The organism is Kitasatospora sp. NPDC004289, assembly GCF_053602875.1.
This window is the reverse complement of sequence record NZ_JBSGEL010000021.1, coordinates 82,785-97,171: the sequence shown is the minus strand read 5'-3', so window position 1 is coordinate 97,171 and position 14,387 is coordinate 82,785. Positions and strand designations below refer to the sequence as shown.

The 14,387-nt window shown below is 75.0% G+C and carries 13 protein-coding genes; 9 read left to right on the top strand and 4 right to left on the bottom strand.

Annotated elements, in window-relative coordinates:
• Positions 1-60 precede the first annotated feature (60 nt).
• The 3 genes from ACWEPF_RS16875 (at position 61) to ACWEPF_RS16865 (ending at position 2,673) form a co-directional block, all read left to right on the top strand.
• A complete protein-coding gene (locus ACWEPF_RS16875) occupies positions 61-1,107 on the top strand; it encodes a hypothetical protein (RefSeq protein ID WP_452173167.1) in 1,047 nt (348 codons plus the stop codon).
• Between the two features lie 64 nt (positions 1,108-1,171).
• A complete protein-coding gene (locus ACWEPF_RS16870; RefSeq protein WP_452173166.1) occupies positions 1,172-1,936 on the top strand; it encodes an SDR family NAD(P)-dependent oxidoreductase in 765 nt (254 codons plus the stop codon).
• Positions 1,936-2,673: a polysaccharide deacetylase family protein gene (locus tag ACWEPF_RS16865; protein ID WP_452173165.1), complete on the top strand. Its 738-nt coding sequence runs from the start codon at positions 1,936-1,938 to the stop codon at positions 2,671-2,673. The genes ACWEPF_RS16870 and ACWEPF_RS16865 overlap by 1 nt, the downstream gene beginning before the upstream one ends.
• On the opposite strand, the gene ACWEPF_RS16860 is transcribed toward ACWEPF_RS16865, so the two are convergent.
• From ACWEPF_RS16860 to ACWEPF_RS16850, 3 genes are read right to left on the bottom strand one after another with little or no spacing between them, the layout of a single operon-like run.
• The gene (locus ACWEPF_RS16860; RefSeq protein ID WP_452173164.1) at positions 2,658-3,764 is read right to left on the bottom strand and encodes a hypothetical protein; all 1,107 of its coding nucleotides are present in this window, start codon (positions 3,762-3,764) and stop codon (positions 2,658-2,660) included. The two genes, ACWEPF_RS16865 and ACWEPF_RS16860, sit on opposite strands and share 16 nt — an antisense overlap.
• Positions 3,765-3,789: 25 nt before the next feature.
• On the bottom strand, positions 3,790-4,725 hold the full coding sequence (locus tag ACWEPF_RS16855) for an NAD-dependent epimerase/dehydratase family protein (protein WP_452173163.1): 936 nt from the start codon (positions 4,723-4,725) through the stop codon (positions 3,790-3,792).
• Positions 4,726-4,734: 9 nt separating this feature from the next.
• Positions 4,735-5,859, bottom strand: coding sequence for a DegT/DnrJ/EryC1/StrS family aminotransferase (locus tag ACWEPF_RS16850; RefSeq protein ID WP_452173162.1), 1,125 nt, complete (start codon positions 5,857-5,859; stop codon positions 4,735-4,737).
• Positions 5,860-6,267: 408 nt separating this feature from the next.
• Between ACWEPF_RS16850 and ACWEPF_RS16845 the strand changes: the two genes are divergently transcribed.
• From ACWEPF_RS16845 to ACWEPF_RS16825, 5 genes are all read left to right on the top strand, one after another.
• Positions 6,268-6,876: a TIGR03086 family metal-binding protein gene (locus ACWEPF_RS16845; RefSeq protein ID WP_452173161.1), complete on the top strand. Its 609-nt coding sequence runs from the start codon at positions 6,268-6,270 to the stop codon at positions 6,874-6,876.
• Between the two features lie 150 nt (positions 6,877-7,026).
• A complete protein-coding gene (locus ACWEPF_RS16840) occupies positions 7,027-8,025 on the top strand; it encodes a LacI family DNA-binding transcriptional regulator (protein ID WP_452173160.1) in 999 nt (332 codons plus the stop codon).
• A gap of 255 nt (positions 8,026-8,280) precedes the next feature.
• The gene (locus tag ACWEPF_RS16835) at positions 8,281-10,440 is read left to right on the top strand and encodes a family 20 glycosylhydrolase (protein WP_452173159.1); all 2,160 of its coding nucleotides are present in this window, start codon (positions 8,281-8,283) and stop codon (positions 10,438-10,440) included.
• Positions 10,441-10,458: 18 nt separating this feature from the next.
• Complete coding sequence (locus tag ACWEPF_RS16830) at positions 10,459-10,680, top strand: hypothetical protein (protein WP_452173158.1); 222 nt, start codon at positions 10,459-10,461, stop codon at positions 10,678-10,680.
• 61 nt (positions 10,681-10,741) lie between these two features.
• A complete protein-coding gene (locus ACWEPF_RS16825) occupies positions 10,742-11,230 on the top strand; it encodes a hypothetical protein (protein ID WP_452173157.1) in 489 nt (162 codons plus the stop codon).
• Between the two features lie 36 nt (positions 11,231-11,266).
• Here ACWEPF_RS16825 and rho read toward each other — a convergent pair whose 3' ends face one another.
• On the bottom strand, positions 11,267-12,697 hold the full coding sequence (rho, locus tag ACWEPF_RS16820) for a transcription termination factor Rho (protein WP_452173156.1): 1,431 nt from the start codon (positions 12,695-12,697) through the stop codon (positions 11,267-11,269).
• Between the two features lie 421 nt (positions 12,698-13,118).
• On the opposite strand from rho, the gene ACWEPF_RS16815 reads away from it, so the two are divergent.
• Positions 13,119-14,336 (top strand): hypothetical protein, encoded by a 1,218-nt coding sequence (locus ACWEPF_RS16815; RefSeq protein ID WP_452173155.1) that lies wholly within the window; start codon positions 13,119-13,121, stop codon positions 14,334-14,336.
• Positions 14,337-14,387: the final 51 nt, after the last annotated feature.

Here is a 14,387-nt window from a genome sequence, read left to right as displayed (position 1 = left end):
TCCGGCCGTCCGGCCGCGTCCGCCCTGCGTGCGGCGGGGCGCGGCCGGAGACTGGTGGGGATGATCCTCGGGCTCTCCACCGCACTGGCCGCGACCGTCTGCTTCGGCTTCGCGTCCGTCCTCCAGGCGCGCGGCGCCCGGGCCGTGCCCCGCGAGTCCGTCCTACGGGCCGGGCTGGCGGCCCGGCTGGCGCGCAACGGCCCGTTCGTGCTCGGCACCGCGCTCGACGTCGGAGGCTTCGCGCTCAGCATCGTCGCGCTGCGCACCCTGCCGCTCTTCCTGGTCCAGGCCCTGACCAATGCCAGCCTCGCCGTCACGGCCGCGGCCGCCGTCCGTTACCTCGGTGTCCGGCTCCGGCCGCACGACCTGGCGGCCATCGGTGCCGTGGTGGCCGGGCTGGTCCTGCTCGCCGCCGCCTCCGGCGCCACCGGCCGCGACCGGGCCGGGCCCGCGTTCCACCTGGCCCTGCTGCTGGCCACCTTCGCGATGCTGCTGCTCACCGCGCTGCTGGCCCGGTGGGAGGGCGACGGGGTGGCCGTCGGCCTCGGGCTGCTGGCGGGGGTCGGCTTCGGCGTGACCAGCCTGGCCGTCCGGGTCCTGGAGGTCTCCGGGCCGCTCTCGGTGCTCACCGACCCCGCGGCCTACGCACTCGCCCTCGGCGGCCTCGGCGGCTACCTGGCGTACGCCCTCGCACTGCAACGCGGTTCGGTGACCGCGGCCACCGCCGCCTCCGGGGTCTCGGAGACCGTCGGCCCCGGCGTGGTGGGCGTCCTCGCCCTCGGCGACCACGCCCGCCCCGGCCTCGGCTGGCTCGCGGCCGTGGGATTCCTGGTCTCCGTCGGCGGAGTCCTGGCCCTGGCCCGCTTCGGCGAGGTCGGCACCGACGCCCCGCCCCCCGGCCCCAGCACCGCGTCCGCCCCCACTGCGGGCCCTGCCGTCACCCCGCCCTCCGTCCCCACCACGCCAGGCACCACGTCCGACTCGACGTCCGCCGCCGCTCCGGGCCCCACCGCCGCCTCCTCCGACCCGCCCCCCGTCTCCTCCGCCATCCCGCCGGAGGCGAGCGCGCGCCGCCCCCGCGGAAGGGCGCGCCCGCCGGTCCGGTGAGACGGTGGGAGTTCCGGCACGGCGGCCACCGCCGCCGCACCGCCGACACGGTGGACGGTGATCCATGGCTGACACCCCGCACCCCGCTCCGGCCGTCGCGCTGGTGACCGGCGCCTCCAGCGGCCTCGGCGCCGCCACGGCCACCCGCCTCGCGGCGGCCGGTTGGCGCCTGCTGCTCTCCGGCCGCGACCGCCCCCGCCTCGGCGCCGTCGCCGACGCCACCGGCGGCCTGGCGATCCCCGCCGACCTCACCGCCCCGGGCGGGCCGGAACGGCTGGCCGCACGCGCCCTCGCGGTGGACGGCCGGGTGGACGTCCTGGTCGCCAACGCCGGCATCGGCTGGCGCGGCCCCTTCGCGCGGATGCCGATGGACGTGCTGGCCGACATGGTCGAACTCAACCTGCTGGCCCCGCTCCGCCTCTCCCGCCTGCTGCTGCCCGGCATGCTGGAGCGCGGACGGGGCCGGATCGTGCTGGTCGGTTCGATCGCGGGCGCGGTCGGGGTCCGCGACGAGGCGGTCTACTCCGCCACCAAGGCCGCCCTCGGCCTGTTCGCGGAGAGCCTGCGGTACGAGCTGCGCGGCAGCGGGGTGGCCGTGCGGGTGGTGGTCCCCGGGCCGGTGGACACGCCGTTCTTCGCCCGCCGGGGCACTCCGTACCAGCGCGATCACCCGAAGCCGAGCCCGCCCGAGCGGGTGGCGGAGACCGTGTACCGCGCGGTGGTCGGACGGCGCGACGAGCTGTTCGTCCCCGGCTGGTTCCGGGTGCCGGGGCGGGTGCACGGGACGGCGCCGCACCTGTTCCAGCGGCTGAACTCGCGGTTCGGCTGATGGGCGCCGGCCGGGCCGCCCTGCTGGCCGCCACCTCCGCCGAGGCCGTGCACCTGGCACCGGCGGCCGTCCGGCTCGCCCCGGTGCGCGGGCTGCTCTTCCGCCGCCTGGCCGGGCACGGGGCCGCCGGGCACGTGGCGCTCACCTTCGACGACGGCCCCGACCCGGCCTCCACTCCGCTCTTCCTGGACCGTCTGGACGCGCTCGGGGTCTCCGCCACCTTCTTCCTCCTCGGCAGCATGCTGGAGCAGCACCCTTCTCTGGGAAGGGAGTTGACCGCGCGCGGCCACGAGGTCGCCGTGCACGGCTGGACCCACCGCCCGCAGTGGGGGCCCTCCCCCGCCCGGGACGCGCGCGAACTGCGGCGCACCGTCGAGGCGGTGACCGAGCTCTGCGGCCACCGCCCGCTCTGGTACCGGCCGCCCTACGGCGTGCTCACCACCGGACTGCTGCTCGCCGCACGGCAGTTGAAGCTCCACCCGGTGCTCTGGACGGCCTGGGGCCGGGACTGGAGCGCCGGGGCGACCCCCGCCTCGGTCTACCGCACGCTCCACCCCGGCCTGCACGGCGGGGCCACGGTGCTACTGCACGACTCCGACTGCACCTCCGCGCCGGGCTCCTGGCGCTCGGCCCTGGACGCCCTCCCGCTGGTGGCGGAGCACTGCTCGCGGCTCGGACTGGAGATCGGCCCGCTGCGCGACCACGAACTGACCAGGCGTCACTATCCGTACGACTGAGCGGAGTCGGCGAGTCCGACCCGCGCGAGGGCCTCGGCGAACCCCTTCTCCCACACCCCGGGATCGGCCCCGGCGGAGGGCGGGGGCAGCGGGCGGCCGAGCGCCGCGAGGGCGTTGCGGACCACCTCCTCGGGGCCGGCCGAGGTGACGTCGGCGTGCCCCAGTTCCAGTTCGTGCTGGAGGTTGTCGCGGCCGTGGCCCTGCACCACGTCGAGCAGCAGCAGGCGGCGGCCGATCGCCCGGGCCTCGCTGCAGGTGTCGCCCGAGCTGGTGACCACCAGGTCGGCGGCGGCCATCAGTGCCGGGATCCGTTCGGTGTGCCCGAAGGCGTGCAGCCGGGGCTGCCGCCGGGCCAGCGAGCGCAGCCGGGCCTCCAGCTCCCGGTTGCGGCCGGCCACCGCGAGCACGTGCGGCCCGGCCTCGGCGAGCGCCCGGGCGGTGCGCGCGATCGGGCCGAGCCCCCAGGCCCCGGACATCAGCAGCACGCACCGCGCCCCGGCCGGCACGCCCAGCTCGGCCCGGGCCTCGTCCCGCCCGGGCGGGGCGTAGAAGCCCGGGCGCAGCGGCGCGGCCACCACCGCGACGGCGGCCTGCGGCCGGTAGCGGCGGACGGCGCAGGCGGCCACCTCCGAGGTGACCAGGAACAGGTCGGTGCCCTCCTGCACCCAGAGGCGGTGCGGCGTCACATCGGTGCAGAGCACCAGGTGGACGGTGCCGGGCAGGCTCGGGCGCAGCTCGTTGACGGCCGCGGTGGCGGTCGCGAAGACCGAGACCACCAGCTCGGCGGGCTGCTCGGCCAGCAGCTCGCGCAGCCGCGGCACCAGCCGGGCGCGGGCCGCCGACTCGGCGAGCAGGGCGATCCGGGTGCCCGGGCGCAGGGCCGCGAAGTGGAAGGCGTCGTAGGCGCCGGGCAGGTCCAGCAGCCGGCGGAAGACCCGCTCGCCGACGGCCGAGCCGTGGCGGCCGAGCAGGGCCATCGCGTCGACCGTGCGGGTGGTCCAGCCGCGTCGGTGCAGCGATTCGGCGCAGGCCTGGGCCATCACGTCGTGGCCCTGGCCGAGCGAGCCGGAGATCAGCAAGGCGTGCGGCAACGGTGAACTCCCTGACGGAAGAGGGTCATTCGCTCCCGGCGGGAGCGTTGTTGCGGTACCAGTCCACGTAGCGGCGCACTCCCTCGGCGAAGGGCGTGCCGGGCTTCCAGCCCAGCAGGCGCGCGGCCTTGGCGTTGGAGATCCGGCGCGAGGCGTAGTCGGCGGCCCGGGCCGGGACGTGCTCGACGGTGACCGGGCCGAGCAGGCGGTCCACGGTGTCGGCGATCTCCCGGATCGAGATCGGGGTGCTGCCCTCCAGGGCGATGGTCTGGTCCTGGGCGGCGGGGTCGAGGGCCCGGACGTGGGCGTCGGCGAGGTCCTCGACGTAGACGAAGTTGCGCGTCTGGGCGCCCGTCCCGGCGATGGTGATCGGTCGGCCGGCCAGCGCCTCCTGGACGAAGCGGGCGATCACCAGCTCGTCGCGCATCCGCGGGCCGTAGGGGATGCCGTAGCGCAGCACGGTGAAGTGCTGGCCGTAGAGCTCGCGGTAGCTGTGGGCGACCAGCTCGGCGGCCAGCTTGCCGGCCACGTAGAGGTGCCCGCTGCGGCTGAGGTCGAAGGCGGTGTCCTCGTCCAACTCCGGTGCCGAGGAGCTCCGTTCACCGGCCGCCGCGCCGTAGACCCAGACCGTGCTGGCCAGCACGGTGCGGGCCAGGCCGCTGCGGCGGGCGGCCTCCAGGACGCAGGTGGTGCCCTCGACGTTGAGCCGCACCGAGCGCACCGGATCGGCCTCGACCTGCCCGACGTCGGCCATCGCGGCGAGGTGGAAGACCACCTCGCTGCCCTCGAAGGCCGCAGCCAAGCCGTCCGGGTCCAGGATGTCGACCCGGGCGTGGTCGGCGGCGGGGTGCAGGCCCTGGGTGACCGTGTCCACCACCAGGACCTGGTGACCGGCCGCCAGCAGCCGCTCCACCACGTGCGAGCCGATGAAGCCGCAGCCTCCGGTGACCGCTACCCGCATGACGCTCCCTCACCCCACCAGCTCGGCGTGGACCGCCGTGACGGCGGTGATCACCTGGTCGACCTCGTCGTCGGTCATGTCGGAGTGCACCGGCAGGCAGACGTGCCGCGCGCAGACGTCCTCGGCGACCGGCAGCGGGCCGTGCGCCAGGCCGGCGAAGACCGGCTGGCGGTGCAGCGGCAGCTCGTAGACCTCGCCGGCCGCCCGGACGTCGAAGCGCTCGCGCAGCGCGGTCTTGAAGCGGGCCCGGTCGACCCCGGGCGGCAGCAGGAGGACGTACTTGTAGAAGTTGCTCCGGCCGCCGGGTGGCTCGGCCAGCGGCTCCAGCCCGTCGAGCGGAGCGAGCGCGTCGGTGTAGCGCCGCGCCACGGAGCGGCGGACCTCGATGAACTCCTTGAGCCGGCGCAGGTGCACCTCGCCGATGGCGGCGTTCGGCTCGCTCAGCCGCCAGGAGGCGCCGTTGCGGACGTGCAGGTTGGTGCCGAAGGTCCCCTTGCCCTGGTCGCGATGGATCCGCGCCTCGTCGCGCAGCTCCTCCGACTCGGTGAGGATCATTCCGCCCTCGCCGCTGGTGATCACCTTGGTCGGATAGAAGGAGAACGCGCCGGCCAGTCCGAAGGACCCGGCGGGGCGGCCGCGGTAGCTGCAGCCGTGCGCGTGCGCCGCGTCCTCCACCAGCGGGATGCCGCGCTCGTCGCAGAGCCGCCGCAGCTCGTCCACCCGAGGGGTGATCAGACCGCCGATGTGCACCAGCACCACGGCGGCGGTGTCCGGGGAGAGGGCCGCTTCGACGCTCTCGGGGTCCAGCGCGAAGGTGGCGGCCTCGACATCGGCGAAGACGGGCGTGCCCCCGGCGTGGACCACGGCGGCGGCGGTCGCGTAGAAGGTGTTGGCCGGGACCACCACCTCACGGTCCGCCACGCCGACGCAGCGCAGCACGATCTCCAGCGCGGCGGTGCCGCTGGCCACCGCGACGGCGTGCGAGGCCTCGTGGGCGGCGGCGAAGGCGGACTCGAAGCGCGCGGTGTGCGGGCCGAGGGTGAGCGCCCCGGTGGTGAGGCTCTCGGTCACCGCCGCGGCGACGGCCGCGCGGTCGCTCTCGCCGAACACCACGCGGGCGGGGAACACGGTCATGCGGTACCTCCGATCCCCGGGACCTGACGGGACGAATCGCCCATAAGCCCTCAGGCTACGGCCGCCCGGCCCGGATCCGCGCGACCGCTGGGCCGGTTCACCCGCATGCCGCGCCCGACGGCAGGGCCGTGGAACGGGGCGGGTCTGGTGAGTGGCCGTCAGGGGCGTGCGGAGTCAGCAGCACGCACCGGGCACCGGCGGAGTGAGGGAGACCGCCCTGGCCGTGACCCTGGGCTGGACGTGGAAGCCAGGGCGCAGCGGCACCGCAGCACGCCACGGCGACGGCGACGGCCACAGCCACAGCGGCCTGTCGGCGGCAGCGGTGCACGGGGCGGGCAGGGCGGGCGCAGCAGGTGGGCCGCGGGCCGTCCCCTTGCCCGCCGTCCGGGGCCGGGCGAGGCTGGGGCCGTGACCGCACACCTCGACGGCCCCCCTCTGCTCGCCCTCCGCGCCCGGGCGGTGGACCGCTTCGGCGCGCTGGTCCGCGCCGTCCCCGCCGGGGCCTGGGAGGCGCCCACGCCCTGCGCCGAATGGACGGTGCGTCAGCTGGTCCGGCACCTGACGGCGGAACAACTCTGGGTGCCCGACCTGCTCGCCGGGGCGACCGTCGCCGAGGTCGGCGACCGCTTCGACGGTGACGTGCTGGGCGCGGACCCGGCTGCGGCCTGGACGGCGGCCGCCACGGCGGCACAGGCCGCGTTCGCCGCGCCCCCCGGTGCCCTGCGCCGCACCGTCCACCTCTCCTACGGCACCCGCCGCGCGGACGGGTACGCCCGGGAGATGACGGTGGACGCGATCGTGCACGCCTGGGACCTGGCCGAGGCGATCGGCGCGGACAGCCGGATCGATCCGGAGGCCGCCGCGTTCGGCCTGGCGGAGCTCACCCCGCACACCGCCGCGCTGGCCGCCTCGGGCCTGTTCGCCGCCCCCGTCCCGGTACCCGCCGGCGCGGACGCCGGGGCCCGCCTGGTGGCCCTGACCGGCCGCGACCCGGCACACCCGCTCCCCGGCCGCTGATCCCCCGCCGACCGGCTGCGGGCCGCGAGCCGGCCGCCCGAGAAGGGCCCGCGGAGGTCCACCCGGAGGACGTTCCGTGGTAGTACTGCAAGTCGTGGATCAGGTCGGCCGTCCGCCCACACCGGCGCCGGCCCGGAAGGGACGAAGTCGATGAAGGTCGGGATCACCGAGATCGCCGAGCGCGCGGGCGTCAGCGAGGCGACGGTCAGCCGGGTGATCAACCGTCGCCAGGGGGTGGCGGAGAAGACCCGCGACGCCGTCGAGCGGGCGATGGCCGAGCTGGGCTACGAGCGGCCAGTGCAGGGGCAGTTGGTGGCGGTGTTCACCGAGCACGTGTCCAACCCGTTCTTCACCGACGTCGCCGAGCGGATCGAGTCGGCGCTCGCCCCGCACGGGCTGAAGACCGTGCTCTGCCCCGTCTTCCCCGGTGGGGTCCAGGAGCGCGACTACATCTCGGCGATCATCGACAAGGGCATCGCCGCCGTGGTCTTCCTCTCCGCCTCCAACACGCTCGACGACGCGGACACCGAGGTCTACGAGATCCTCCGCACCCGGCGCATCCCGTACGTCGGGGTGAACGGCGAGTTCGCCGACGCGGTGCCGGCGCCGGTCTTCTCCACCGACGACCGCCAGGCGGCCGCGCTGGCCGTCGACCACCTGCACCGCCTCGGCCACCGCACCATCGGCATGGTCTCGGGCCCGAGCGGCAACCGCCCGGCCGACCAGCGGGTGCGCGGCTTCGTGGACGCGATGGCCCGTCACGGCCTGCCGGACGCCGAACGGCTGGTGGTCCGTCAGTCCTACACCGTCGAGGGCGGGCAGGCCGCGGCCGGCGTGCTGCTGGGCCTGGGGGCCACCGCGATCGTGGCGGCCAGCGACTTCATGGCGCTCGGCGTGATCCGCGGCCTGCGGCGGCTCGGGCGCTCCGTCCCCGACGACGTCTCGGTGGTCGGCTACGACGGCACCCTGATCACCGAGTTCACCGACCCCCCGCTCACCACCGTCCGCCAGCCGACCGAGCGCCTGGCCCACGGCGTCTCCCGCAGCCTCCTCGACCTGGTCGGCGGCCGCGAGGTCCCGACCGGCGAGCTCCTCTTCGACCCCGAGCTGGTCATCCGCTCCACCACCGGCCCGGCCCCCGCCGTCTGACGCAGCGTCCGAGGCACCGCCGAACCGCCGACCGCGCCGAACCGCCGACCGCGCGGCGCTCCGCCCTGCCCCGGATTGACGCCGGACGCCCGGCAGACCCTTGACGGCGGATCGGCACCTCCGCCATCTTTGCTCACACGTGCGACGAACAACCCCGTTCCGAGCAACATCGATCACCGAGGACGGCAGCAGCGGCCCCCGTTCCGCGTGACGGCCCGGCACGCCCCCGCCGAACCGGCCGACCCTGGAGCCCCCGTGAGCGCCTCCGCCCGCCGCCCCCAGAACCCTCCCCAGAGACGCCGACGACCCGCGCGGTTCGGCTCCGTCCTCCTCAGCCTCGCGCTGCTGCCGTCCGCCCTCTCCCTCGCCCTCGCACCGCAGACCGCCGCCGCGGCCACCCTCCCCCCGGTGGTGCCGCAGCCCGTCAGCGAGACGGCCGTGGCCGGCGGCGGCTTCACCCTCACCGCGCAGACCCCGATCGCGGTCGTCTCCACCGCCCCGGACGCCCTCGGCGTCGGCAGCTACCTCTCCGCCCTGCTCGCCCCCGCCACCGGCTACGCCCTCCCGGTCTCCAGCGCCGCCAGTGCCCCGGCCTCCGGAGCGCTGGTCCTCGACCCCACGGGCCCTGCCGCGCTCGGCCAGGAGGGCTACACGCTCTCCTCCTCCGCCAGCGGCGCCACCGTGACGGCGCACTCCGCCGAGGGCCTGTTCCGCGGCGTCCAGACGCTGCGTCAACTCCTGCCCGCCGCTGTGGAGTCCACCACCGTCCGCCCCGGCCCGTGGACCGTCTCGCCGGTGCAGATATCCGACGCGCCGCGCTACGCCTACCGGGGCGTGATGCTCGACGTGGCGCGCCGCTTCTTCTCCGTCGAGGACGTCAAGCGATCCATCGACCAGTCCGCCGCGTACAAGATCAACACGCTCCACCTGCACCTGACGGACGACCAGGGCTGGCGCATCGCCGTCGGCGCGCTCCCCGCCCTGACCACCACCGGCGCCTCCACCCAGAGCGGATTCACCGGCGGCACCTCCTGGTACTACACCACCGCCCAGTACCAGGACATCGTGGCGTACGCGAAGTCCCGCTTCATGACGGTCGTCCCCGAGATCGACGGGCCCGGCCACACCACCGCCGCGCTCGCCTCCGTGCCCGGCCTCAACTGCAACAACCAGGCCAAGGCGCCCTATGCGGGCTTCGAGGTCGGCATCAGCCTGTACTGCCTCAAGGACACCCAGCACATCGCCAACGTCTCCGCCTTCCTCACCACCGTCATCGACGCCGTCGCCCAGCTCACCCCCGGCCCCTACGTCCACCTCGGCGGGGACGAGACCCCGCAGGCCACCACCGCCGAGTACGACGCCTACGCCAACGCCGCCACCCAGGCGGTCAGTTCGCGCGGCAAGACCGTGATGGGCTGGCACCAGCTCGGGCAGTCCGCCCTCCCCGCCGGCAGCGTCCTGCAGTTCTGGGGCGACGCGAGCGACCGGGCGAGCGTCGGCACGGCCGCCGAGTCCACCGGCATCAAGCAGCTGCGCCACGCCGTCTCCCAGGGCGCCAAGTTCGTGATGTCGCCCAGCGACCACGCGTACCTCGACATGAAGTACGACAGCACCGTTCCGTACGGCCTGAGTTGGTCCGGCTACGTGAACGCCCAGAAGGCCTACGACTGGGACCCGTCCACCGTCACCGCCAAGACCGACGGCACCTCCCCCGTCGTCGCGGCCGCCGACGTGCTCGGCGTCGAGGCCGCCCTCTGGGCCGACCGCGCCTACCGCGGCTCCACCAGCCTGCCGACCTCCACCAGCCAGTTCCCGGCGCCCTCGGTCTACGCCGAGTACATGACCTTCCCCCGCCTGCCCGCCATCGCCGAGATCGGCTGGTCCCCGAAGTCCACCCACGACTGGGCGTCCTTCCGCGACCGCCTCACCGCCCAGGGCCCGCGCTGGACCGCCGCCGGGATCGGCTACTACGCCGCCCCCGACCTCACCTGGCCCACCACGCCCGGCACCCTGGACGGCGTCCACACCCTCACCACCGGCGGCAAGTCCCTGGACGTACCCGGCAGTTCGACCAGCACCGGCACCCAGCTGGTCACCTGGACCACCCACGGCGGCACCAACCAGCAGTGGAAGTTCACCCGCCAGTCCGACGGCACCTACACCCTGGTCAACCAGGCCTCCGGCCTCTGCGCCGACGTCAACGCCGGCTCCACCTCCCCCGGCGCCGCGATCATCCAGTGGACCTGCTCCGGCACCACCAACCAACGCTGGACCGTCACTTCGGTGAGCGGCGGCTACACCGTGACCTCCGCCAAGAGCGGCCTCCTGCTCACCACCGCCTCCACGGCCGACGGCGCCCTCGTCACCCAGCAGCCCAACTCCTCGTCCCCCCTGCAGACGTGGGCCCTGAGCTGAACCCCTCAGGAACCCTTCGTGGAAGACCTGCGCCTCGGCGTCATCCGGTTCGGTCCGCTGCTCTCCCTTGAGGTCGCCGACCGCCGGCGCGGCCACGGCACCGTCGTGGCCGCGCCCGGCGACACCGACCCGGCGGCGCTGAAGCGCGGGTCCGGACGGCTCGGCGTGGACGACTGCATCCAGGACCCGGCGCTGACCGCCTGCTTCGACGACGGCCCGGAGCCGACGGCCGCCGGTTGACGCGTCCTCAGGCGCGCGAACCCACTGGTCACCAGGAAGCCGGGGACGAGAGGATGCCGTCATGGACGCCGCATTCACCCTCGCCTGGCAGCTCTCCGTCGGCCTCGTCTTTCCTGAGGGTCTGCCAACGGCCGCCGCCGAGCTGCTGGCCGGGGGCCACGACTCCCCGGCCCTGCGGGACCTGGCCGGACGGAGCCGCCACGAGGACACCTCCGAACTCAAACGCCTACTCCAGGAGGCCCTGGGCGAGCTCAGCGTCCCGGTCCCGGACAGCGATACGGCCGAGCGGTGCCTGCTGCACCACCTGGCGGCCCGGCTGACCGCCGGGGACATCAGCCCCAAAGACGTTGCCGCCACCCTCTGGCACGGCGTCGCGGACACCGGGACCGACCTGGAGACGCGGTTCGCCAGGGCCGCAGTCGAGGAGGACTACCTCGACGCCATGGAGACTGACCAGCCCGAGGAGTTCCGCTCCTGGGAAGACGCAGTGCGAGCCGCCGCCGTCGCCCTGACAGCGGCTGGGGACGATCCGCTCGCGGCTCGTCCCTAGAACCGGTCGCGAGCGTGGCACCCACCGGCCGGGCGGTCAGGAAGTCGGGGAGTTGGTGGAGACCTGGCGGAGGAAGTCGTCGTTGGTGGGGGTGCGCTTGAGGCGCTCGAGGAGGAGTTCGGTGGCCTGCTGGGTGTCCTGGGCGTTGAGGACGCGGCGCAGGGTCCAGGCGGCGGAGGTGCGGGCCGGGCCGAGGAGGAGTTCCTCGCGGCGGGTGCCGGAGGCGCGGACGTCGACGGCGGGGAAGACGCGCTTGTCGGCGAGGCGGCGGTCGAGGCGGAGCTCCATGTTGCCGGTGCTCTTGAACTCCTCGAAGACCTGGTCGTCCAGCCGGGAGCCGGTGTCGACCAGGGCGGTGGCGAGGATGGTGAGGGAGCCGCCGTTCTCGGTGTTGCGGGCCGCGCCGAAGAGCCGCTTGGGCTCCTGGAGGGCGCCGGCGTCCAGGCCGCCGCTGAGGGTACGGCCGTTGGAGGGGGCGGCGGTGTTGTGGGCGCGGGCCAGCCGGGTGATGGAGTCGAGCAGGACGACCACGTCGTGGCCGAGTTCGACCAGCCGCTTGGCGCGCTCGATCGCGAGGTCGGCGAGGGCGATGTGCTCGCGGGCGGGACGGTCGAAGGTGGAGGCGATGACCTCGCCGCGGACGGTGCGCCGCATCTCGGTGACCTCCTCCGGGCGTTCGTCCACCAGGACGACCATCAGGTGCGCCTCGGGGTGATTGCGGGCGATGGCGGCCGCGACGGACTGGACGACCATGGTCTTGCCGGCCTTCGGCGGCGCGACGATCAGACCGCGCTGGCCCTTGCCGATCGGGGCCACCAAGTCGACGACCCGGCCGGTGAGTTCGCGCGGGCCGGTCTCCAGGCGCAGCTGCTCCTGCGGGTACAGCGCCGTCAAGTCGTGGAAGGCGGGCCGGTGCTGGGGGCCGTCCTCGGTGCGGCGGCCGTTGACCGTGTCGATCCGGGCCAGCAGCGGACGGCGCTCGCCGCCGGCCGGGTGACGGTTGGAGCCGTTGCGAGGCTGGGCCGAGCCGGCGGGCTGCTGGGTGGCCCCGGTCAGGACGTCGCCGCGGCGCAGGCCGAGGGCCCGGACCTGGCCGGGCGAGACGTGCAGGTCGGTGGGACCGGGCAGGTAGCCGGAGGTGCGCAGGAACGCCTTGCCGTCGCGGAGGTCCAGCACGCCGGCGGCCGGGAGCAGACCGTCGCGGTCGGGCTCGGGCGGCTGTGCGGGGACCTGGGCCGGCGGCGGGACCGTGGTGGGCCCGGCGGGTGTGGCGGGCGCGGCGGGCGCAGTGGCGGCGGCGCGCTTGGCGGTGATCGCCTCGACGAGTTCGCCCTTGCGCAGCCGGGAGTTGCCCGGGATGCCGAGGGCGGAGGCGAGGTGGTGGAGGTCGGCCTTCAGCAGGCCGTCCAGGGCTTCGGTGGTGCTCGGGTCGATGGCGCCCGGGTCGATGGTGGTGGCGGTGGTCATGGGTGCTCCTCTGGGAAGAATGCTGTGGTGACGGCACGTCCCGGCGGACCCGACGGCCAGGGGCGGGTCGGGTGCACGGCGGGTGCCGGATGACCGCGGGAGCCGACGGCCCGGCCGCGAGGGATCGCGGAGCTTCGGGCGGGTTCGGCGGCGGTGCGGTGTGCTGCGGCTCCATTGGAGGAACCGGATGGCGTCGCGGCCGATCGGGCCCGCAGACGCTGTGAACGGTGGATCCGGTACCCGCGCTCAGGAGCAGCGGCGTCGGATGTCCACCTGTCGGCACTGTAACTCCTCCCGGCCGCGATTGCCAAGGATTACCCGGGAAGGCCGCGCACCGGACCGCCTGTGGCCGCCCGTGGCAGCTCGGACCCGTGCGGACCCGGTCGGGCCTGACGGGAGGTCAGGGCCGTAGCATCGGCGGATGCGGAAGATCGAAGCCCTGATCCCGGGCGTGGGCCGTGCCGACCAGGCCGGACTGCGGGCGCTGGCCCCGGAGGAGCTGGTCCGGTACGTCTGCGGGCAGCGCCACGCGTGGTGGCGGCGGAGGGACTGCGTCCCGGCCCTGGACGGTCGGGTGCCGGAGCGCAGGGTGCCGGAGCTGCTGGCCCGGATCCGGGATCCGCAGGAGGTGACCGAGGTGCGGATCGCGCTGCTCGACCTGCTGGGCGACCGACCGGAGCTGCTGCCCTGGCTGCGGGAGGAGGAGCGGCAGGAGGACGGCGCGTACGGCCTGCGGGAGGCGGTGCTCAAGGCACGCGGGCGGCTCGGCGACCTCACGGCGGCACGGGAGTTGGCGACCCTGGCATTCTCTCCCTGGCAGCACCACGAGACCGTCGGGGAGGCGGGGCTGACCGGGCTGGTCGAGCGGGTGGGGGCCGCGGCGGTGCTGGCCGAGCTCGGCGACGGACGGCCGGAGGACCGGTACTTCGCGATCCTCACGCGCTACCGGGCCGACCAGGACGTGACCGACGCGCTGGCGGACCCGGACCGTTCGGTGGCCTTCCGTTCGCACCGGCTGCAGTCCGACCCGGACCGGCTGCGCGCCTTCGCGGCCACGGCCCCGACCGTGGAGGCCGCGCTCTGGGCGGCGTACACGCTGCACGAACTGACCGACGACCTGGCCGAACTCCGCCGCCTCTACAGCGAGTTGGGGAGCCCTCGGGTGGAGGTGCCGGGGCTGGACGAGGAGCTGCGGCGGGCCGTCCTGCACGAGTACGCGCCGTGGTGCCAGGTGGCCACCGATCCGCGGTGGCGGGTGGAGGCCCTGTCCTCCCCGCCACCCGAACCGGTGGACCAGGAAGGCCAGTTGGCCCGGGCGGTGGCCGCCCTCGACGCGGCCGGACTGTCGCCGCGGCCGCCGGTGCACTGCGGCGAGGACAACCAGCAGGGCGACGGCACCTACCACGTGATCCGGTACGGCGAGGAGGAGGCGGAGGAGCAGGTCCGGATCAGCACGCTCGGCCCGTTCGCCACCGGCGAGGACGACGACTGCGCGGCCCGCCCACCGCTGGAGGCGGCGGGTCTGCGCTGGATCGACGGCGAGACCGGATCGGTCATGGTGACCGGACTCCACGTCTACTACTTCGGCGCGCGCGGGCCGCTCGCCCTGGACACCCTGCTGTTCTACTGGCAGGACTGACGGCCCGGGCGGCCATCGGGCGACCGTCGAGCGGCCACCGACCGGCCGGGT

What these genes read in the sequence shown, in the direction of transcription:
- rho (WP_452173156.1), bottom strand. Translation starts at nt 12,697, where the DNA reads ATGACCACCGCCACCACCATCGACCCGGGCGCCATCGACCCGAGCACC.
- ACWEPF_RS16870 (WP_452173166.1), top strand. Translation starts at nt 1,172, where the DNA reads ATGGCTGACACCCCGCACCCCGCTCCGGCCGTCGCGCTGGTGACCGGC.
- ACWEPF_RS16840 (WP_452173160.1), top strand. Translation starts at nt 7,027, where the DNA reads ATGAAGGTCGGGATCACCGAGATCGCCGAGCGCGCGGGCGTCAGCGAG.
- ACWEPF_RS16815 (WP_452173155.1), top strand. Translation starts at nt 13,119, where the DNA reads ATGCGGAAGATCGAAGCCCTGATCCCGGGCGTGGGCCGTGCCGACCAG.
- ACWEPF_RS16865 (WP_452173165.1), top strand. Translation starts at nt 1,936, where the DNA reads ATGGGCGCCGGCCGGGCCGCCCTGCTGGCCGCCACCTCCGCCGAGGCC.
- ACWEPF_RS16855 (WP_452173163.1), bottom strand. Translation starts at nt 4,725, where the DNA reads ATGCGGGTAGCGGTCACCGGAGGCTGCGGCTTCATCGGCTCGCACGTG.
- ACWEPF_RS16875 (WP_452173167.1), top strand. Translation starts at nt 61, where the DNA reads ATGATCCTCGGGCTCTCCACCGCACTGGCCGCGACCGTCTGCTTCGGC.
- ACWEPF_RS16850 (WP_452173162.1), bottom strand. Translation starts at nt 5,859, where the DNA reads ATGACCGTGTTCCCCGCCCGCGTGGTGTTCGGCGAGAGCGACCGCGCG.
- ACWEPF_RS16825 (WP_452173157.1), top strand. Translation starts at nt 10,742, where the DNA reads ATGGACGCCGCATTCACCCTCGCCTGGCAGCTCTCCGTCGGCCTCGTC.